The 18,251-nt window shown below is 65.3% G+C and carries 17 protein-coding genes and 1 pseudogene; 6 read left to right on the top strand and 12 right to left on the bottom strand.

The genetic code is table 11. The features are described from left to right. Positions 1-126: 126 nt before the first annotated feature. From MRBLAR12_RS06530 to MRBLAR12_RS06555, 6 genes and pseudogenes are all read right to left on the bottom strand, one after another. Positions 127-405 (bottom strand): annotated as a pseudogene (locus tag MRBLAR12_RS06530) (recombinase family protein); the annotation flags it as partial. Between the two features lie 1,022 nt (positions 406-1,427). Next, positions 1,428-1,646 (bottom strand): hypothetical protein, encoded by a 219-nt coding sequence (locus tag MRBLAR12_RS06535; protein WP_364744507.1) that lies wholly within the window; start codon positions 1,644-1,646, stop codon positions 1,428-1,430. A 103-nt stretch (positions 1,647-1,749) separates the two neighbouring features. Beyond that, a complete protein-coding gene (locus MRBLAR12_RS06540; RefSeq protein WP_364744510.1) occupies positions 1,750-2,121 on the bottom strand; it encodes a primase-like DNA-binding domain-containing protein in 372 nt (123 codons plus the stop codon). 252 nt (positions 2,122-2,373) lie between these two features. Further along, complete coding sequence (locus tag MRBLAR12_RS06545; protein WP_364744513.1) at positions 2,374-2,922, bottom strand: cyclophilin-like fold protein; 549 nt, start codon at positions 2,920-2,922, stop codon at positions 2,374-2,376. A gap of 60 nt (positions 2,923-2,982) precedes the next feature. Then, complete coding sequence (locus tag MRBLAR12_RS06550; RefSeq protein ID WP_364744516.1) at positions 2,983-4,188, bottom strand: MFS transporter; 1,206 nt, start codon at positions 4,186-4,188, stop codon at positions 2,983-2,985. Between the two features lie 31 nt (positions 4,189-4,219). Next, positions 4,220-4,891 (bottom strand): SDR family NAD(P)-dependent oxidoreductase, encoded by a 672-nt coding sequence (locus MRBLAR12_RS06555; protein ID WP_364744519.1) that lies wholly within the window; start codon positions 4,889-4,891, stop codon positions 4,220-4,222. A gap of 182 nt (positions 4,892-5,073) precedes the next feature. Here MRBLAR12_RS06555 and MRBLAR12_RS06560 point away from each other — a divergent pair, with 182 nt between their 5' ends. Together MRBLAR12_RS06560 and MRBLAR12_RS06565 are read left to right on the top strand one after the other, a co-directional pair. Further along, positions 5,074-5,982, top strand: a complete 909-nt coding sequence (locus MRBLAR12_RS06560) for a helix-turn-helix transcriptional regulator (protein WP_364744522.1) — start codon at positions 5,074-5,076, stop codon at positions 5,980-5,982. Beyond that, positions 5,954-6,364, top strand: a complete 411-nt coding sequence (locus MRBLAR12_RS06565; RefSeq protein ID WP_364744524.1) for a DapH/DapD/GlmU-related protein — start codon at positions 5,954-5,956, stop codon at positions 6,362-6,364. Before MRBLAR12_RS06560 ends, MRBLAR12_RS06565 begins: the two co-directional genes overlap by 29 nt. 1,138 nt (positions 6,365-7,502) lie before the next feature. Here MRBLAR12_RS06565 and MRBLAR12_RS06570 read toward each other — a convergent pair. The 6 genes from MRBLAR12_RS06570 to MRBLAR12_RS06595 form a co-directional block, all read right to left on the bottom strand. Continuing rightward, positions 7,503-8,501: a beta-ketoacyl-ACP synthase III gene (locus MRBLAR12_RS06570; RefSeq protein ID WP_364744527.1), complete on the bottom strand. Its 999-nt coding sequence runs from the start codon at positions 8,499-8,501 to the stop codon at positions 7,503-7,505. Positions 8,502-8,611: 110 nt separating this feature from the next. Further along, the gene (locus MRBLAR12_RS06575; protein WP_364744530.1) at positions 8,612-8,866 is read right to left on the bottom strand and encodes a hypothetical protein; all 255 of its coding nucleotides are present in this window, start codon (positions 8,864-8,866) and stop codon (positions 8,612-8,614) included. A 57-nt stretch (positions 8,867-8,923) separates the two neighbouring features. After that, complete coding sequence (locus MRBLAR12_RS06580; RefSeq protein ID WP_364744533.1) at positions 8,924-9,622, bottom strand: SAM-dependent methyltransferase; 699 nt, start codon at positions 9,620-9,622, stop codon at positions 8,924-8,926. Continuing rightward, complete coding sequence (locus tag MRBLAR12_RS06585; RefSeq protein WP_364744536.1) at positions 9,619-9,885, bottom strand: hypothetical protein; 267 nt, start codon at positions 9,883-9,885, stop codon at positions 9,619-9,621. The genes MRBLAR12_RS06580 and MRBLAR12_RS06585 overlap by 4 nt, the downstream gene beginning before the upstream one ends. 17 nt (positions 9,886-9,902) lie before the next feature. Continuing rightward, positions 9,903-11,642, bottom strand: coding sequence for a SulP family inorganic anion transporter (locus MRBLAR12_RS06590; RefSeq protein ID WP_364744538.1), 1,740 nt, complete (start codon positions 11,640-11,642; stop codon positions 9,903-9,905). Next, positions 11,639-12,034: an ArsR/SmtB family transcription factor gene (locus MRBLAR12_RS06595; protein WP_364744541.1), complete on the bottom strand. Its 396-nt coding sequence runs from the start codon at positions 12,032-12,034 to the stop codon at positions 11,639-11,641. Before MRBLAR12_RS06595 ends, MRBLAR12_RS06590 begins: the two co-directional genes overlap by 4 nt. A gap of 460 nt (positions 12,035-12,494) precedes the next feature. Here MRBLAR12_RS06595 and MRBLAR12_RS06600 point away from each other — a divergent pair, with 460 nt between their 5' ends. The 4 genes from MRBLAR12_RS06600 to MRBLAR12_RS06615 all read left to right on the top strand — a co-directional run bounded on the left by MRBLAR12_RS06600 (position 12,495) and on the right by MRBLAR12_RS06615 (position 17,374). Continuing rightward, positions 12,495-13,022, top strand: a complete 528-nt coding sequence (locus tag MRBLAR12_RS06600; RefSeq protein ID WP_364744544.1) for a hypothetical protein — start codon at positions 12,495-12,497, stop codon at positions 13,020-13,022. A gap of 313 nt (positions 13,023-13,335) precedes the next feature. Next, entirely contained in the window at positions 13,336-15,264 is a 1,929-nt protein-coding gene (locus MRBLAR12_RS06605) for a phosphoenolpyruvate carboxykinase (GTP) (protein ID WP_414645473.1), read from the top strand. A gap of 119 nt (positions 15,265-15,383) precedes the next feature. After that, complete coding sequence (locus MRBLAR12_RS06610; protein ID WP_364744549.1) at positions 15,384-16,604, top strand: NADP-dependent isocitrate dehydrogenase; 1,221 nt, start codon at positions 15,384-15,386, stop codon at positions 16,602-16,604. Between the two features lie 86 nt (positions 16,605-16,690). Continuing rightward, on the top strand, positions 16,691-17,374 hold the full coding sequence (locus MRBLAR12_RS06615; RefSeq protein WP_364744552.1) for a LysR family transcriptional regulator: 684 nt from the start codon (positions 16,691-16,693) through the stop codon (positions 17,372-17,374). The last annotated feature ends 877 nt before the right edge of the window (positions 17,375-18,251 follow it).

The raw sequence follows: 18,251 nt of genomic DNA on the forward strand, positions 1-18,251 counted from the left end.
AATGCGGTCGCTGCCGTGATTCTTGCTATCGGTCGTTGACGAGACTTTGCAGGTCGCTGCTTCGCCTACCTCTTCGCCACCCCACGATCACCGCGCCAGCCCGGATCCGTCGCAGGCCGGAGCAACAAGCACTACCCCCTTGGCCGTCAGCTCGTCGGGTATGTCCCTGGCATCAGAAAGGGAGCGCGCCAGCCGGTCGAGCTTGGTCACCACGAGCGTATCGCCGGCCCGGCACGCGGCCATCGCTTCACGGAGCCCAGGGCGCACCCGATTCGCTCCCGTAAGTCCGTGATCGACGAAGACCTGGGCCTCCTCTACACCCAGAGCAAGGAGGGCATTGCGTTGTGCGGTAAGGTCCTGGTCGTTCGTCGAGACCCGGGCATAACCGATCTTCATTCCAGTCATAAGGAACATGGTTGCAGTAATCCCCCGGTCACCGTGCATTTGATCGTGCGGGTCTTACGTACATGGCCTAGGCCAGCAACCGCTCGGAACGTGGTGGCGGGCTTCCGCGGCACGGTGATCGACCGGCTTCTGAGACACTGTCGCTTCGTCACGTGGAGCGCCCCGGGCTGAGTGGCTCGGCTGCGTGTAGTCGTAGCCGGTGCAGATCCTGGATAAGTCTGTAGGGCATTACTCAGGTCTGTGGGCCGCCAAAGCGCCCCCACATCGGGTTGAGGAGAGGGATGCGGGGGCGTGATTCTCGGCCGTTCCGACGCCTTTGGGGCAGCGGTACCGCCACACCATTCTTCTCCCCATCTTCCAGGCCAGCAACAATTGCCTGTTCAACCTTCTGACAGCCGCATTACCTCATACGCCTCTCGTCCAGGTTCTTCGGGTTGTCGGTCCGGCGGCCGGCGACGCAGACGGCGTTGTCCACCATGGTCATGACTGTCTGTCCCTTCACTCCGGCGTCGCCCGTGCGGGCGCTGTGCCCGGAGCCGGCGGCGCCGGTGGGTCCCCGGTAACCGGATGGTCGGGCCGGCCCGGCCCGGCGGGAACCTGGCAGGGCACTCGTCGTTTCATGGCCGTAGAACGCTTAGCGCCTCCGGGGGCTGGCGCAGGTACTCTTCGGATTCTCCGTCGACCGTCAACGATGGCATCGGCACAGCGCATGCGCACGGGCGCGGCTGTTACTGCAAAGCTTAAATATTGCTTAGTGTGGTGCCGGGATGTGGCCCGCCCAGCGAACGCGGGCCTCCGGCACACGCCTCTTGCCGACCTCCTGACGGATCGGCTCCGCGTCCAAGCGCGGAGCCGATCTCGGAGGGAGCCTTCGCGTGGATGTGGCACCCAACAACGGAGAAAACCCCCGCGCCGCTCCGGGGGAAGGTACCGACGCGGGACGCTCATGGGTGTCCGTTGCCCCTGGCTTCCGCCGCTTGCGCTCAGCGCCGGCCCGGGTCCCGTCTGGCTGATGCGGCCGGCTACGCGTTTGGAGATTTTTCCGCGGTCGGGGGCTGTTCTCCGGCCGGGTGGTGTGCCTCCTTGAGATGGCGTGCGAGCTTTTCTTCAGCGTCCGCGCGCCGTTGCCCGACGGTGCGCATCTGGTGTGTGGTCAGGTCTTCGCGGCGCCTCTGGTGTCCGGCGCGTTGCGCGGGCCCGGGCCCGACGGCGTCCGGGCCGGGTTTGGTGTGTTCGCTCATGACCGCATCGTCGCACACGATCTTCCCGGGCAAAAGTGGCACAATATTGCAACCTCACGGAATCGCCGTCGTTCCCCGATGGATCGAGGAATCGGCCCGGGCTCTAGGCGGCGGGGGCCGATACCGGGCTGCTTCCTTCAGCGGGTTTCCGGCCGATGGGGGTGGTCCCGTCGTCGGCGCCGTTCCTTTGGATCTCTTGGGGGAGCGAGGCGAGGGGGAGTTCCCGGTGGACGATGTAGTCGCAGGCAGCGGGGCCCGTCATCGCCACCCCGGTGCACAGGCCGCCGGGGTGGACGGGCTGGATGTTCACCGCGCGCAGTCCCGCTCTGAAAGTTCTGGCTGGAGCGGGGGTGGATCCCCGGAGGGAGCACCAGCTGAGGTATAGACCGTACAGCTCTTCCTGGGTGAGCCCGTCGGCGTCCTGGTTCCGGACGATGCAGTCATTGACGAACTCGTGCAGCGGTGACTTCAACATCTTGGCCTCCTGCGTCCGGCGGCGTAGCCGCTCAACTGGAACAGCTATCAAGGGGTGAAGCAAAACCGTCCCGGACATCGCCGGGCCCATAGAAAATTTAAGATGTCGGGCTGCGCCTGTCAACCGGGAGATACGCCTTGATTTCAGTGCGCACCATGGACCGGCCAGCGGGTGCCTATGTAGGTTGCTTTCATTGTTATCTCCTGAGCAGTGGTGGTTGGGCGGTTGGAAGCGTCAGGTCGGCTGTGCCGGTCAGTCGGCTTTACCGATGGTGGCTGCGAATCCGTGCATCTGGTTTTCGATGGCGTCGGTGTTTTCGTAGGTGCCGATGGGCACGATCCCGTTGAAGTAGCCGACGTGCCGGTAGTAAAGGACGAGGCTTTGAGCGGGGGCGTAGTACCCGATCGTGAGCGGCGCGGCCTCGCTTCCCTCTGGTGCGCCCTCGAGGTCCAGCGGGGCCGGTAGTTGCGATAGCTTTTCCTGGCCGCCGTGGTCCCGGAACGCCAGGGTCAGGGGAAGCTGGGCCAGGAGCGAGGCTGACGTGGCGCTGCCGTCGAGTTCTCCTGCAATTCTCTGGCCCTGGAGCTCGATGAAAATCGGCGTGGTGGTTGACGTTGCGGTCGGGGCGGCGGTCGGATCGCTCGCCGGTGAGCCCGGGGAGGGCGACCGTGTATAAGCGCTGCCGCCGGGGTTGTAGTTGCAGCCAGCCATAGCGATAGCGGTAGCGATCAGAACCAGCGCAGGCACCACGACGCCTGGCCGCAAGGCTTTTCCCGGTGAAAAACGGTTACGAGTGTTCATGGAGGATCCTTTCCGGGGATGCAGGGAGGACAAGGTCTGCCGCGGGGTTTGCCGGTGTTGTTAGAGGCGGGCGGGGAATGCGGTGCGGCGTCCGTAGATGGTCAGCATGAGTGCGGCCAGGCCGGCGACGATCATCACGACCGTAAGTACAAGACCGCTGAAATTCGTCAGCAGGGCGGCGCCGAGGATGCCGGCGGTGAAGATTGCGAGGTTGAACGCTACCGGCAGGAACGAGTTCGCCACGTCGGAGTCCGCGCCTCCGGTGGTGGTGAGGGCGGCTTGGAGCTGGGCGGCGGCCCCTCCGAAGGTGATCCCCCACAGGACGGTGGCGGTGATGATCGCCGGGGCCGATGCGTGGCCGACTAGCAGCACCACCGCAGCCGCGATGAACAGGGCCACGCTTCCGTGCAGGAGCGGGCGGGGGTGGTTGTCCAGGAGGACGCCGGTGATGATGATTCCGGCGATCGAGGCGACTCCGAAGATGAAGAGTTCGACGTCGGCGGTGAGGCTGGTGCCGGTGGTGCGCAGGTACGGGGCGATGTAGGTGTAGATGGTGTTGTGGGCCAGCATCCACGTGAAGATGACGGCCAGGATCACGGCGATGCCGCGCATGCGGAAGACCCTGGCCAGGGGAAGCCGGGAGGTTCCGGGCTGCCCCTCGGCGTCGGGCGCGATCGCAGCGATGAAGACACCGGTAATCACGGCGACCGCGGTGAGTCCGGCGAAGGCCCAGCGCCAGTCGAAGGTCGTTCCGAGCCAGGCCCCCAGTGGTGTGCCGAGGGCGAATCCGACGGGTGCCCCGACGGAGACGATCGCCAGCGACAGGCCTGCACGGGAGGGTGGGCTGATCTTCCGGCCGTAGGCGGCCAGCATCCCCCAGATGATTCCCGAGAACGCGCCGGCGACGAAACGTGATGCCAGTGACAGGGTCACGTCGCTGGAGAGGGCGGTGGTGCTGTTGGCCAGGATGAGGCCGAGGATCGCGCCGAGGAGTAATGGCTTGCGGCGCATGCCCCGGGTAAGGGTGATGGCGGGGATGGTGATGAGCACTGTGCCGAGGGCGTAGGCGCTGACGAACAGTCCGACGGTGCCTTCGCTGGTCCCCATGCCGGTGGCGATAACGGGCAGCAGGCCGGCCGGCATGGTCTCCATCGCGACGAGGACGAAGCCGATGACGGCAAGCGCCGACAGAGCGGCGAGCGGCAGCCGTTTCGGCTTCTCAGTCGATTCCAGGGCCGGCGCCGGAGCGGTGGTAATGATGGTCATTTTTCTCCTTGCCCGCGACGGGGTTGCGCGGTTACTTGCTGGTCGGGAACGGTTCGGTGTAATCGCTGAACGTGTCGCGGCGGGTGTGGTGCTCCCACAGCCGCTGCGCGAGGGCGCCGGGATCGTTCTGCGGGTGTCCGGGTTCGATGGCGCGGGGGATGATCAGCTGTCCGACGTGAATGTTCTCGGCGCCGAGGGTGTCGTGGAGCATCGTCGCCAGCGCGGTTTCACCGGCGAAGGCGATGGACGTCCCGGCAACCGACGGGTTCGGCCGGCCGGCTGAACCGCCGTTGACGAACAGGACGGTTCCGCGTCCCAACGTGCGCATGCCGCTGAGGACGTGGTGCACGGCCGTGACGGGTCCGTAAATGGAGAACTCCACCGCTGCGGCCAGATCCTTCACCGTCGTTTCCAACACGGGGCGCAGGAATTCCTTCTGCGGCAGCGGACTGTATTCCAGGACCTCGATCGTGCCGAGCTCTTGCGCGGCCTGCTCCAGCGCCGCGGTGAGGGCTTCCGGGTCCCGGACACTGGCGGCGTAGCCGCGGGCGGTGAAGCCTTCCGCGGCCAGTTCTTCTGCGAGCAGGTCGAGCTTGTTCTGGTTGCGGGAGATCAGGGCGATGGCGAAGCCTTCGGCTCCGAAGCGGCGGGCGATGGCTGCGCCGAGCCCTGTGCCGGCGCCGACGATGGCAATAGTGGTCATAACGTCCTTAGGGAGTGAGGCGGTGATCAGCGGGGGAGGATGAGGTTGAAAACCTTGCCCGGGTCGTACCGCTGGTAAGTCTTTATCCAGTCAATACGCGAACCGTCCAGCGCGGGAGTCTCTGTCAAGGGGTGTACCAGAAGGGGACCCCAACGAAGTTCGCAGGGACGTATTCTCGTGGCATGGACTATAAAGCCGAGGTACGCGAGTTCCTGATGTCGCGCCGCGCAAAGATCACCCCCGAACAGGCCGGACTTCCCGCAGGGCCGAACAGACGAGTTGCCGGGCTTCGCCGCACAGAAGTTGCGACACTCGCCGACGTCAGCGTCGAGTACTACGCCAAGCTCGAACGTGGTGCTATCGGCGGAGCCTCCTCGTCCGTGCTTGACGCCATCGCCCGCGCCCTTCTCCTCGATGACACGGAACGAACCCACCTCTTCGACCTCGCCCGCGCAGCCGACGGTGTTCCGCTATCCGGGCGTCCCCGCCGACGATCCACGAAAAACGCCGTCAGTCGACCCAGTCTGCACTGGGTACTCAACACAATTACCGACGGCGTTGCCTTCGTTCGCGACCAGCACCAGGACCTCCTTGCTACTAATGAGCTCGGCAGGGCCTTCTATGCGCCCCTCATCGGCGCCGGTGGTCGCACCCCGAACCTGGCCCGGTTCCAGTTCCTCGACCCTGCATCCCGGGACTTTTATCCTGACTGGGAGCTCTTCGCTGAGATGTGCGTGGCGATTATGCGGGCCGAAGCCGGCCGTGACCCCAACGACAAAGGGCTCCAGGACCTCGTTGGTGAGCTCTCCACGCGCAGCGACGTATTCCGGCGCCTGTGGGGCGCGCATGACGTTAGGACCCACGGGTCCGGCACAAAACGATTCAACCACCCCGTCGTCGGCGAACTCACTCTCGCCTACGAAGAACTCATTATCACTGCCGACCCAGGCTGCGTCCTTATGATCTACACCGCCGAGCCCGGCTCGCCCAGCGCTGAGCGACTGCGGCTACTCGCCAGCTGGGCAGCTACGGGATCAGGCACCGGGGCGGGTGCGGGAGCTGTTGGCCCTGCTGACCGACAAGCCAGTTGACGAATCCGTAACGGTTTTCCCGCCTTTCTACTCCGACTTCGGGAAGAACATCACCCTCGGGAAACGGATCTTCATCAATTCCGGGTGCAAGTTTCAGGACCAGGGCGGTGTCGTCATCGGGGGCGACTGTCTGATCGGGCACAACACGGTGATGGCCACACTCAACCACGACCTGATGCCGAGCCGCCGGACGGACATGCACCCGGCCCCTATCGTCGTTGGCCGCAATGCGTGGATCGGATCCAACGCCACCATTCTGCCGGGGGTGACGATTGGTGATAATGCCGTCGTGGCGGCTGCGTCCGTAGTGACAAAGGACGTATCGGGAAACTCCGTTGTTGTGGGCTCGCCTGCCCGGGTGGTGCGCTCACTTCCCAGCTGAACCACCCTGGTTTCAACTTCGGTGCCCTCGTGCTCCTTCGCACCCCGCGTGCCAAGAGCCGCGGTTCGTGTCACACATCCAGGCGCGTCGTGTAGACAGCGACCTCGAAGCCTCTGGAGATCACGGGCGGCGAGATGCCCGGTAAGGCTTCCTCGAATGGACACCCGCCACTTACCGCTAACAAAGCACCGCCGAATACCGCTGTGATTCACAGCCTCGTGGAAGGGACAATAGGGCCTCATTCCGTCTCATCCAGGCTGTGGCAACGCCAAGATTTCAGGATATTTGAGGGGGCAGTCATCTTCGCGTGGGAGGCTTCGGCGCCTACACCAGCCGGTTGGTTTATGGAGGCGCGAACTTAGTTCAGCATCGTTGACTGGCCGTTTCGCTGGCTCCGACGCAGCGCTTGGGCAGCCTGGAATGTGGCAAAAAGGAAGTGTGTACAAAGTACACACTTTGGGCTTCGGACTGGGTCGTATGTGGGCCGGACCGGGCGGGATTCCTTATGTTTCCGGGGGAGTCCGTTTGCAAGGGCTGGAATGCAGTTCGAGTCCCACCTCGGGCACGTGTTTTCCCTGTTCGGAGGCTTGTGGGCCGCTGAATGTGTACAAATCTCCTTTATGGGCCCCTGCGGGGCCCATTTTTGTTGGTGGCGGCTGGTTTGGCGGCTCCTTCTCTTGACGTGGACAGCGGTGTTGCTGCTTACTCCTTCATGGCCGGGAGCGCTTGGAACTGCATGACCTGCTGCGGCTTGGGGATCAAATCTTCATGGTCATCCCTGTCGGGCGCCGGAACTCGTCGGAAACTGTCGCCATGACCCTAATGATCTCCCGGGCACCGAGCATCGAGCATCGGGCAGGGACCGGGCAAACCGCGAGGTTGGTGACGACCAGATTGTGCCGGCCCGGACAACCGCCCGGCTTCGTTCAGTCCCGGCCGTTCCTGTTCCTTCCGGTCACGCCGTGGTCACCGTCGATCAGGTCGTTGGGGCGCCCAGACCCGTAAGCGCCTTGCGTGGTGTCCTGAAGTTCATCCAGCAGTGGCATGGGTGTTTCCCTTGTCTTTGACGCGGTGTGAGGTCGTGGTTGTCGGCCTGTTCGGGAACGGCCGATCGGCCGTGCCCGAGGCGCCAGGTGCTTCAGGCTCCGGACACGGTGCCGGTGGCCGGGGTGCGGACTACCTGCCCGGCGTAGGAGAATCCGCCGCCGAAACCGAACAGCAGAACGGGGCTGTCGGGCGGAAGCTGTCCGCTACGCACCAGCTTGGCAAGGGCGATCGGGATACTGGCCGAGGACGTGTTCCCCGAGGTGACGACGTCACGTGCGGTGATCTCGCGGGAGATTCCGAGTTGATCGGCAAGGGGCTCGATGATGCGCAGGTTGGCCTGGTGCGGGACGAACCCTGCGAGCTCGTCCGGCCGGATGCCGGCGATCTCGCAGGTTTTCCGGGCCAGCGTGGCGGCCTCGCTGATGGCCCACCGGAACACGGACATGCCTTCCTGCTGGAAACGGAGTTTGGGTTCTTCGATCCTGACCGCGTGGGACAGTTCGGGGACTGATCCCCAGTGGACTGGTCCGATCCCCGGAGTTGGTGAGGCGGTGAGCACGAGGGCGCCGGCACCGTCACCGACGAGTACGCAGGTGGTCCTGTCGGCCCAGTCCGTGAAGTCACTGAGCTTCTCGGCCCCGATGACCAGGGCGGTGTTGGCGGCCCCGGAACGGATGGCCTGGTCAGCGACGGCAAGGGCGTGCGTGAACCCCGAGCAGGCGGCGTTAAGGTCGAACACGGCAGGGTTCCGGGCACCCAGCGCGGCCGAGACCCGCCCGGCGGTGCTCGGGGAGCGGTCCAGTGCGGTCACGGTAGCAACGACGACCAGGTCCAGATCCGCGGCTTCGATCCCGGCATGTTGAAGGGCGTCCCGCCCGGCCTGGGTGGCCATGTCCGCGACGGATTCGGTATCGGCGATGCGGCGTTCCTGGATCCCGACCCTGCTGCGGATCCATTCATCGGTGGTATCCACGATCTGGCTCAGTTCCTCGTTATCCAGGATCCTGGCGGGCTGGTACGAGCCGACCCCTGCGATCCGGGAGCCCCGGCCTGTTGAGGGTTTTGGTGCGGGCACGGTCGGTGCTGTCATGTTTTGCTCCTGAATATCGGGACCGGTCGGGCGGGACTTATGAGGCGGGGCAATGCAGAGTGCGGGCAGTACGGGGATGGGTGGTGCAGGTTCCGGGAGCGGGCTGTCCGTCAGGGGTGTTCCCGCAGTGTGTTGAAAAGTTCAGAAAGGCTCATGCCCGCCGCCGCCGCCGCATCGGCGGGCGGCACTTGGGCGGCCATGGCCCGGCACAAGGCCAAAACCAGGCCGGATGCCTCCGTTCCGGAACCGTGGTGTTCGGACAAAGCCGGTTTGGTGCAGTCGGGTGCGGGGACGGCATGACCGTGCGCTGGTAGGTAGCCGCCCCGGGCCGCGGCGGCCTCGATACTTTTCAGGTGGTAGTCCATTGCTTCCTTGTCCCCAGTGTTTTCTTGCTCTCCTGGTGGTGGGTGCGGGTTGGGCGTTTACGATGCCGTAGGCGGGGACTGTGCCGGCGCGGCCGGGCTGCGGGCCAGGACCACGCAGTCCAACGCGGGCCGGCGGGCCCCGGGGACGGGCCGTGACCGGATTTCTGCTGATTCGACCTCCAGCCCGGACGCTCTGGCCCAGGCGGCAACCCGCGCGCTGTGGTGCAGCACGGACGGGTCACGTGTTCCGGCGGTGCCTTCCCGCGGGTCGGCCGGGTCGTGGCCGATGTACAGGAACAGCCCGCCGGGGGTTAGGCCCGGGGCGTTGCGGGCGATGACGCGATCGAGATCGGGGCCGGGCAGATGGAGGAAGGCGGCCAGAACAAGGTCCAGGCTTCCGCGTACCGGGGCGCAGGTGGTGACGTCGGCGACGGACCGGGTGATCAGGTCCGTGACGCCTTCGGCGAAGGCGCGTCCGCGCCCGATATCCAGGGCTGCGGCGGAAAAGTCCATCGCTGTCACGTGCCAGCCGCGTCCGGCGAGCCACACGGCGTTGCGGCCGTCGCCGGCCCCCAGATCCAGGGCCCGTCCGGGGGCAAGCCCGTTCAGGATGGCGCGGACCGAGGAGCTTGCCGGCGCCCAGCTGAGGTCGTTCTCGGTGTACCAGCGGTTCCAGGCTTCCGCGTCCGCGGGGTACCCGGTCCCTCCGGGCCTGGAGTACTTCCACGCCGGAAGTGCCATGTCGCCCACGCTCATGGCGAGCTCCTGCCCGGGTGCAGCGCTGTTGCCCCTGTGGGCCGGCCCGGTGAGTTGTTGCGCCGTCGGAACCCGTCGATCCCGGCGCGGATGCCGACGGTCGGGGCGGTCAGTACCGCCGCGGCCAGCCAGACCGGGTTCGTAGGCCCCGCGAAGAGTGCCGGGAGGTCGAACAGCAGAAGGGCCCCCAGTCCGAAACCCAGGAGGTATCGCGGCAGGCGGTCCGGTTCGGTCCGGGATTCCAGGGGTGCTGTTGGCGGCAAAGGATGCTCCTGATCATTCAGCGGACCGTGGTGCGGCCGGGAGTGGCTGCCGCGACCGGGCCACGGTCGGGGTCCTGGCCGGCGTCGGGTGCTTTGTCGAGTGCGGGAAGTTCTGCGATGCGGGCGGCCCTGGCGCGGGCGACGTGGCTGCGGGCGTGTTCCACGGCCGGGGGCAATTCCGCGAAGAGGTGTTTGTGGTGGCGCAGGGATTCCAGGACGCCGACCTTGGTGACCAGGGCCAGGTGGCGGTCCTGGATTCCTTTGATCAGTACGGTGATGCCGCGGCGTTCGAGGGCGTTGACGATGTCGGTGATGACCCTGGCCCCTGTTGCGTCCAGGACCTGGAGCTGTGACATGCGGATGATGACGACGTCGACGCTGCGGATAGCGCTGACCCGGTCCAGGACGCGTTCGGCGGCGGCGAAGAACAGGGCCCCGTCGAGGCGGAACACGGCGATGTGTTCGTCCCCGTCCTGGACCGGGCCGGGGATCTCTTCCCGGTGGACGCCGCTGGACTTGACCAGGGTGCGCAGGGCGAAGAAGGACGCGACGGCGACGCCGATCGCCACTGCCTCGATGAGGTCGAAGGACACGGTGATCAGCGCGGTGACGAAGAACACGACGGCGTCGGCACGGGTCGATCCGATCACGCTGCGCAGCGTGGTGGGGGAGACCATGCGGGTGGCGGTGACCATCAGTACCCCGGCGAGGGCGGCGAGCGGGATACGTGAGACCGGGCCGGTGGCGAGGTAGACCACGGCCAGCAGGACAACGGCATGGGTGATGGCCGCGAGCCGGGTCCTGCCGCCGGAGCGGATGTTCACCGCGGTGCGGGCGATGGCCCCGGTGGCGGGCATGCCGCCGAAGAACCCGGATGCGACGGAGGCCAGGCCTTGGCCCAGGAGTTCACGGTCGGCGTCGTAGGGGCCGGTGTCGGAGATCGACGCGGCAACCCGGGCAGAGAGCAGCGACTCGATCGCCGCGAGGGCCGCGATGGTCGCGGCCGGCCCGGCAAGGGCAGCCACGGTGCCCCAGTCCAGGGCGGGGATAACCGGGGCCGGCAGGGTGTCGGGCAGGGTGCCGATCCGGGCCACCGGCAGGTCCAGCACCTGGGCGGCGATGCTGGCGATGATGATGGCGATGAGAGAACCGGGGATCTGCGCGTGGATCCGGGGTGCGGCGATCATGATGACGGCGACAAGTGCCACCAGTGCCAGCGGGGCAAGGAGGGTGGCGGGGGACGCCGTCGTGAGTCCCTGGACGGCAGAGACGGCGGCGTTGCTGCTCGGTCCGGCTTTGACGCCGAAGGCGGCGGGGACCTGCTGGAGGAAGATGATCATGGCAATCCCGAGGGTGAACCCCTCGATCACCGGCCAGGGCAGCAGGGTCACGACCCGGCCGAGCTTGAGCACACCGGCGGCGACCACGATGACCCCTGCCAGGACGGCAACCGCGGCCAGGGCACCGATGCCCTGCGTGGCGATGACGGGACCCAGGACGACGACCATCGCTCCGGTCGGGCCGGAAACCTGGATGTTGGAACCACCGAAAACGGCGGCGACGATGCCGGCGATCACGGCGGTAATCAGTCCGCTGGCCGCTCCGGCGCCGGAGCTGACCCCGAAGGCCAGCGCCAGCGGGAGGGCGACGATACCCACGGTGACCCCGGCGATGAGGTCCCCTTTCCAGGTGCGGGGCAGATCCGTATAGTCCCTCGGGCCGGGCAGAAGCGCCCGGGCCGCGGTCAGGGCCTTCATCGTGAGCTGCCGTCGGCCGCAGCCAGCGGGGACGCAGCGGCCGGAGACGTGGCCTCGGAATGTTCGAGCTGCTCGCGGGTGGTGTGCAGCATGTCGTTGAGCAGTAGACGTGCCACGGACAGCAGGTCAGCGACCTGCGGGTACGCCAGGGAATAGAACATCTGCAGGGCCCTGCGTTCGCCCTTCACCAGGTGGTAACGGCGCAGCACGGACAGATGCTGGGACAGATGCGAGGCCTCCAGACCTGTTGCGGCGAGCATGTCAGTTACCGATACCTCGGGCGCCGCGGAGAGCATCTCCAGCACCCTGATCCGCACGGGATGCGCAAGACCCTTGAAAAGATTGGCCTTCACTTCATATAACGGTGCCCGGAAATCCGAAAACTCGTCCATGCCTGCCTCCCGGCCTCTCACTACGAACCTCTGCTTGACTATTTCATACTTCTATCATCCAATATAACAGGGGATGGGCCAGTCTGCCCCTGCCGGGGCCCCGGCTTGCGCGGACCGGACGGATACTCACGCCGGACCAGGGCATCCGCAGGTACCCTTGCCCGGCCGGGAAAGGGAGCACCATAATGCCCTTCCCGACAAAGACCCCTCCGGCCGCCACGGCCAGCCGGAGGACAGAGGCCCGGCACCTGGGAACCGGTTCCCAGGTGCCGGGCCGGCCGCGTCATACCGCGGCCTTCGGACCCGCTGCCCGGACCCTGCCCCCCAGGTCCGGGCAGCGGCCAGGACAGCGGGCGGCGTGATGCGGCCACTGCCGGCACCCGGACAAGGGCGGTCCGCGCCCGTTCGTGCCTCCGCGCCTCCGGCTCCGGCTCCGGCTCCGCCTATCGCCGGGGTGTCGGTGGACACCTCCGGCCCGGACGTGCGCGTGGACTTCGAACTGACCAGACCGGCAGGCAAGGGGAGCTACCTGGTGGGGCTCCTTGCCGGCGACGGGGGCCGCACCTCGATCCGGCACCTCACGGTCAGCCTTCGGGACGGGCGCGTCACCGGCCTGTCCACTTACGATGTCGGGACTGTCATCCGCCGTGCATCCCCGCGCCTGCGCGTCCTGCGTCAATGCACCGCGGCGCAAGGCTCGCCGACGCCGCGCCGGGGACCGAAGCATTCGGAGGACTCCGTGCCAGGCCGGACAGGAACCGGCCGGCGCCAGGGCGCCTCAGGGTCGAAGCCGGTCTTTTCATCGGCACCGTCCTGGTCCGGGACCTCGCCCCGGTGGCGCCTGCTGCACAACGGCTACCCCGTCGTCCACCTGGCCGAAAACACCGACCTAGACATCAGCGCGCTCGCCCGGTCGGGCCTGGAAACCGGCGTCCCGGACCTCAGGACCGTCCTGCCATGCGCCGAACGTCTGACGCCGAGACCCTAAATTTAAATTCAGGCCGCCTGCCTGCCGTTGCCGGTGAAGGCATGCCCGCCCCGGCAGGGGCACCGGGGACAGCGCTGCACGTCTGCCGCGGTAGTTCCCGGTTCCATCGGGTGATCTGCCTCGCTTCTCTCCACGGGGTGCTGAGCCGTGTTCAGACGTTCCTGCCGTCCTCCGTCCGCGACGGCGGTGCCATAGGGACTATTATATAAATTGATGTATTCATCAAATAGTAAATAACCTGAGGCCCCTGGCCCCCTTCGAGGGACTCGCAGCCGCTCCTGAACTCCTATTGGCCTCCGGCCGCGATGCTCCGATGAACCACCCATCACCGTCTAGGATCATCCCCGCCAACGCCACAAAGCGCGGGGGAAGGAAGAGAACCTTGCCAAACACCACACAGTCCACCGTCATGGATACCGCCCCGGCCGCCCTGGCCCGGCTTTCGGACTGGGTCGGCGAAGTTGCTGGCCTGACCCAGCCGGACCGCATCCACTGGGTCAACGGCTCCGAAGCCGAATACCGCCAGATCACCGACGGGCTCGTTGCGGCCGGAACCCTGGTCCGCCTGGACGCGGACAGGTTTCACAACTCGTTTGCCGCCTTCTCCGACCCCAAGGACGTTGCCCGGGTCGAAGAGCAGACCTACATCTGCTCCGAACACGAACGCGACGCCGGCTTTACCAACAACTGGATGGCGCCGGCACAGATGAAGGAGAAGCTGAACGGGCTCTTCCGCGGCGCCATGCGGGGACGCACCATGTACGTGATTCCGTTCGTGATGGGCCACCTCGACGCCGAGGACCCCAAGTTCGGCGTTGAGATCACCGACAGCGCCTACGTCGTCGCCTCCATGCGCATAATGGCCCACACCGGTTCCGAAGTCCTGGCCAAAATGGTCGAACTGGACGCGGACTTCGTCCCCGCACTGCACTCCGTCGGTGCACCGCTGGAGCCGGGGCAGCAGGATGTCAGCTGGCCCTGCAATGACGACAAATGGATCGTCCACTTCCCTGAGGAAAATGCCATCTGGTCCTACGGGTCCGGGTACGGAGGCAACGCGCTGCTGGGCAAGAAATGCTACTCACTGCGCATCGCGTCCGCGATGTCCCGGCAGGAGGGCTGGCTCGCGGAGCACATGCTCATCCTCAAACTCACCAGCCCGGAGCAGAAGGCCTACTACATCTCCGCCGCGTTTCCCTCGGCCTGCGGCAAGACCAACCTCGCGCTGCTGAACCCCACAGTGGACGGCTGGAAAGTGGAAACCCTGGGAGACGACATCGCTTGGATTCGTGTCGGAAAGGACGGGGAACTGCGGGCCACCAACCCGGAGGCGGGCCTCTTCGGCGTTGCACCCGGCACCGGATGGCACACCAACCCCAACGCGATGGACGCCATCGCCAAGGGCAACACCATTTTCACCAACGTGGCTCTCACCGATGACGGCGGCGTCTGGTGGGAAGGCATGACCCGGGACACCCCGGAACACCTGACCGACTGGACGGGCCAGGACTGGACGCCGGGCTCCGGCAGGCCCGCGGCCCATCCCAACTCGCGGTTCTGCACCCCCATCAGCCAGGTCGATATCCTGGCCGAGGAATACTACAAACCGCAGGGCGTGCCGCTCTCGGCCATCTTCTTCGGTGGGCGCCGGAAGACAACCATCCCCCTGGTCACCGAGTCCAGGGACTGGGTGGGCGGTGTTTTCATGGGGTCGACGCTGTCCTCTGAGACCACAGCGGCTGCCGCCGGCCAAGTCGGGGTCGTCCGCCGCGATCCGATGGCCATGCTCCCCTTCATCGGCTACGACGCCGGAAACTACCTCAACCACTGGCTGGAGATCGGCCGGGCAGCCAATCCCGCCACATTGCCCCGGATCTTCCTGGTCAATTGGTTCCGCCGCGACAGCGTTGGTGGCTTCCTGTGGCCCGGATTCGGAGACAACTCCCGCGTCCTGAAATGGGCCATCGAACGGCTCGAGGGGACAGCCGCTGCCATTGAAACTCCCATCGGCTTCGTTCCCGCACCGGAGTCCCTCGACGTCGAAGGCCTCGATGTCACCCGCGGACACCTCAGTGCCGCCCTGGCGGTCGATTCACAGGAATGGGCCCAGGAAATCGACAGCATCGATCAGTGGTACGCCCGGTTCGGTGACTCGCTGCCCCCCGAACTGCCGGCCGAGCTGCAACGCGTCAAAAACCGATTCGCTGCCCGCCGGGGGACGCCGCGCATCAGCTCCCGATAGGAGCCAGGGGTGGCACCCGGTGCCCGGAACCGTCGTGCACCGAGCGCCACCCCGGGTTCGCAGATGTCAGAGACCACCATCGGTGTGGGGCATTGTGCCCATGAAATCAAGGAGACCGCATGAACGAAAAGATCAAGGTCGTTGGCTCTATTGTGGAGCTTGACGGCGACGAAATGACCCGCATCATCTGGCAGTTCATCAAAAGCCGCCTGATCCTTCCGTATCTGGATGTGGACCTGAAATACTTCGACCTGTCCATCCAGAATCGTGACGCGACCGATGACCAGGTCACCATAGATGCAGCGAACGCGATCAAGAAGTACAACGTGGGCGTCAAGTGCGCCACGATCACCCCGGATGAGGCCCGGGTCAAAGAATTCGGCCTGAAGAAGATGTGGGTCTCCCCGAACGGAACCGTCCGCAACATCCTGGGCGGGGTCGTCTTCCGCGAGCCGATCATCATCTCCAACATCCCGCGCCTGGTCCCAGGCTGGAACAAGCCAATCATCATCGGACGCCACGCCTTCGGCGACCAGTACCGCGCCACCAACTTCAAGGTCCCGGGGGCCGGAACGCTAACCCTGACGTTCACGCCCTCCGACGGCGGCGAAGAGATCAAGCAGACGGTGGTCACCTACCCCGACGGGGGAGGGGTGGCGATGGGCATGTACAACTTCAATGACTCCATCCGCGACTTCGCCCGAGCTTCCTTCGCCTACGGGCTGCAGCGGAACTACCCGGTGTACCTCTCCACCAAGAACACGATCCTGAAGGCCTACGACGGCCAGTTCAAGGATCTGTTCCAGGAAGTGTTCGACGCCGAGTTCAAGGATCTGTTCGAAGCCGCCGGCCTCAGCTACGAGCACCGCCTGATCGATGACATGGTCGCGTCGGCGATGAAGTGGGAAGGCGGCTACGTCTGGGCCTGCAAGAACTACGACGGCGACGTTCAGTCGGACACGATCGCCCAGGGCTACGGCTCGCTTGGTCTGATGACCTCCGTGCTGATGACCCCGGACGGCAAGACCGTCGAGGCCGAAGCCGCACACGGCACCGTGACGCGCCACTACCGCCAGCACCAACAGGGCAAGCCGACCTCCACCAATCCGATCGCCTCGATCTTCGCCTGGACCCGCGGCATCATGCACCGCGGCAAACTGGACAACACCCCTGCTGTCATTGACTTTGCCATCACTCTCGAGGAAGTCGTCATCAAGACAGTCGAAGCCGGTCAGATGACCAAAGACCTGGCGCTTCTGGTGGGCCCGGACCAGGAATGGCTGAGCACCGAGGAATTCCTCGCTGCACTGGACGAGCACCTGAAGGCACGGCTGGGCTAGCCCATCTCCACGCGCCCGTTGACGTTACGTGGGCGACAGTTACCCGGTGTTGCGTGCTCACAGTCCGCGCTTACGTTGGCCAAACTTTGAACTTCACCCGTGCCACGCAGGAGAGTCTGTACATTTCGCAGCAGGGCATCAGCCAGAGCATTGCTGAGCTGGAGCGGGACGTTGGAGCCGCCCTGCTGGAACGGACGACGCGCAACGTGGCACTCACGGAGGCAGGTGAAGAGTTCCTGCCTGCAACCCGACGTGCTCTCGTTGAGCTCGACGCCGGCGTGGAGGCCGCCCGGCGTGTGCAAAGGAGACAGCTGGGCGTGCTAAAGATGGGTTTCACTGTTTCCTCTGCGCTCGAACTCATGCCACCGATCGTCGATACGTTCCGGTCCCGCTATCCGGACTTGACCATCGAACTGGAGAGTTTCAACCTGAACGATCCTTCATGCGGCCTGCTATCCGGAGAGTCTGATGCCGCCTTCGTACGACTCTCCATCGACGTCCCGGATCTGCACATCGAGCACATCTTCGTTGAGTCCCGAGCGGCCGGCTTACCACGTGGACGTTCCCTGTCGGCTTCGGAGTCCGTACGTCTGAAAGACCTGGCGGATCAGACCATCAGTGCGCCTCGCCGCGCTGATCGAGCTGGCGGGCGTTTTGGACATTGCGCGACAGCGGCCTGGAGGAGGAGTTACCGCCGCGGATCGGGCCGGTCACCTCGTCAGTGGAGGAGGAAATGGAAATTGTGTCAACTGGCATGGCGCTCAGCGTAACCATGATCAGCATGGCTCGGCTCGCGCCTCGGCCCTCAATCGTCTACCGACCCATTGTGGACGTGCCCGGCTCGGTGCTTGCTTTGGCATGGCGCGGCCCGTCACGGCCCACACAAAGGCATTCCGCGCGGTAACCGCCGAAGTGCGCGACCGGGAGACCGCCATCGTCGGCCGCATAGAGGCTGGTCACTACCACTGAAGCTCATTGGCGAATGGGCGCCCCGGGAAGAACCGGGAGGCGCCGATAATGGACCGTCCGTTAGCTGAGGCAGAGGGCGCCTGAGCTTCGGCTGACAGGAATTACGTTCCGAAAGGCTCCTGGCCCAGAATATAGAACAGCCGCACCTCGGCGTGGGTGCGGCTCGTGGCTGCGATGCTCTGAGTTGGCCAATTTGGCGTGTGTACATTGTGCACATTTTGGGCGGTGGATCGGATCGTACTGCTGCCGGACTGGCCCGGATTCGTTATGTTTCCGGGAGTTCCCAGAGTTTGCAGGGGTTGGAATGCAGTTCGAGTCCCACCTTGGGCACAGCATAACCCCTCGTCAGAGGGGTTTTTGCTTTAACGTGTTGACATAGCTTGTGGTGGCGTTCCTCTGACGCTAGGTTCGCGGGCTGTGGCCCGGCCGCCGCGGTGGGCCTATTCAGGTGTGTGGGGTGGCGGTTCAGGGCCCTGGCTGGCGGGCCCTCCGCCTGCTGGGATGTAGGGTAATTTGTCCTCTTCTCTGGCGTGTTCTGGTGGCCCTTATCGGCCATACACCTTCATGTCCAAGGGGTGTGTTGACGACATGACCAAGAATGATTTGTCCTGGTTTCCCACCGTTCAGTTTCTTGCGGTCCAAAGCAATCCGGCTACGGCGGGTTTGTCCGGCGAATGC

The sequence above is a fragment of the Arthrobacter sp. LAR12-1-1.1 genome (assembly GCF_040676555.1).
Classification (GTDB): domain Bacteria; phylum Actinomycetota; class Actinomycetes; order Actinomycetales; family Micrococcaceae; genus Arthrobacter.

What these genes read in the sequence shown, in the direction of transcription:
- MRBLAR12_RS06580 (WP_364744533.1), bottom strand. Translation starts at nt 9,622, where the DNA reads ATGAGCGTGGGCGACATGGCACTTCCGGCGTGGAAGTACTCCAGGCCC.
- MRBLAR12_RS06610 (WP_364744549.1), top strand. Translation starts at nt 15,384, where the DNA reads ATGAACGAAAAGATCAAGGTCGTTGGCTCTATTGTGGAGCTTGACGGC.
- MRBLAR12_RS06595 (WP_364744541.1), bottom strand. Translation starts at nt 12,034, where the DNA reads ATGGACGAGTTTTCGGATTTCCGGGCACCGTTATATGAAGTGAAGGCC.
- MRBLAR12_RS06545 (WP_364744513.1), bottom strand. Translation starts at nt 2,922, where the DNA reads ATGAACACTCGTAACCGTTTTTCACCGGGAAAAGCCTTGCGGCCAGGC.
- MRBLAR12_RS06560 (WP_364744522.1), top strand. Translation starts at nt 5,074, where the DNA reads ATGGACTATAAAGCCGAGGTACGCGAGTTCCTGATGTCGCGCCGCGCA.
- MRBLAR12_RS06570 (WP_364744527.1), bottom strand. Translation starts at nt 8,501, where the DNA reads ATGACAGCACCGACCGTGCCCGCACCAAAACCCTCAACAGGCCGGGGC.
- MRBLAR12_RS06540 (WP_364744510.1), bottom strand. Translation starts at nt 2,121, where the DNA reads ATGTTGAAGTCACCGCTGCACGAGTTCGTCAATGACTGCATCGTCCGG.
- MRBLAR12_RS06575 (WP_364744530.1), bottom strand. Translation starts at nt 8,866, where the DNA reads ATGGACTACCACCTGAAAAGTATCGAGGCCGCCGCGGCCCGGGGCGGC.
- MRBLAR12_RS06535 (WP_364744507.1), bottom strand. Translation starts at nt 1,646, where the DNA reads ATGAGCGAACACACCAAACCCGGCCCGGACGCCGTCGGGCCCGGGCCC.
- MRBLAR12_RS06605 (WP_414645473.1), top strand. Translation starts at nt 13,336, where the DNA reads ATGAACCACCCATCACCGTCTAGGATCATCCCCGCCAACGCCACAAAG.
- MRBLAR12_RS06590 (WP_364744538.1), bottom strand. Translation starts at nt 11,642, where the DNA reads ATGAAGGCCCTGACCGCGGCCCGGGCGCTTCTGCCCGGCCCGAGGGAC.
- MRBLAR12_RS06550 (WP_364744516.1), bottom strand. Translation starts at nt 4,188, where the DNA reads ATGACCATCATTACCACCGCTCCGGCGCCGGCCCTGGAATCGACTGAG.
- MRBLAR12_RS06555 (WP_364744519.1), bottom strand. Translation starts at nt 4,891, where the DNA reads ATGACCACTATTGCCATCGTCGGCGCCGGCACAGGGCTCGGCGCAGCC.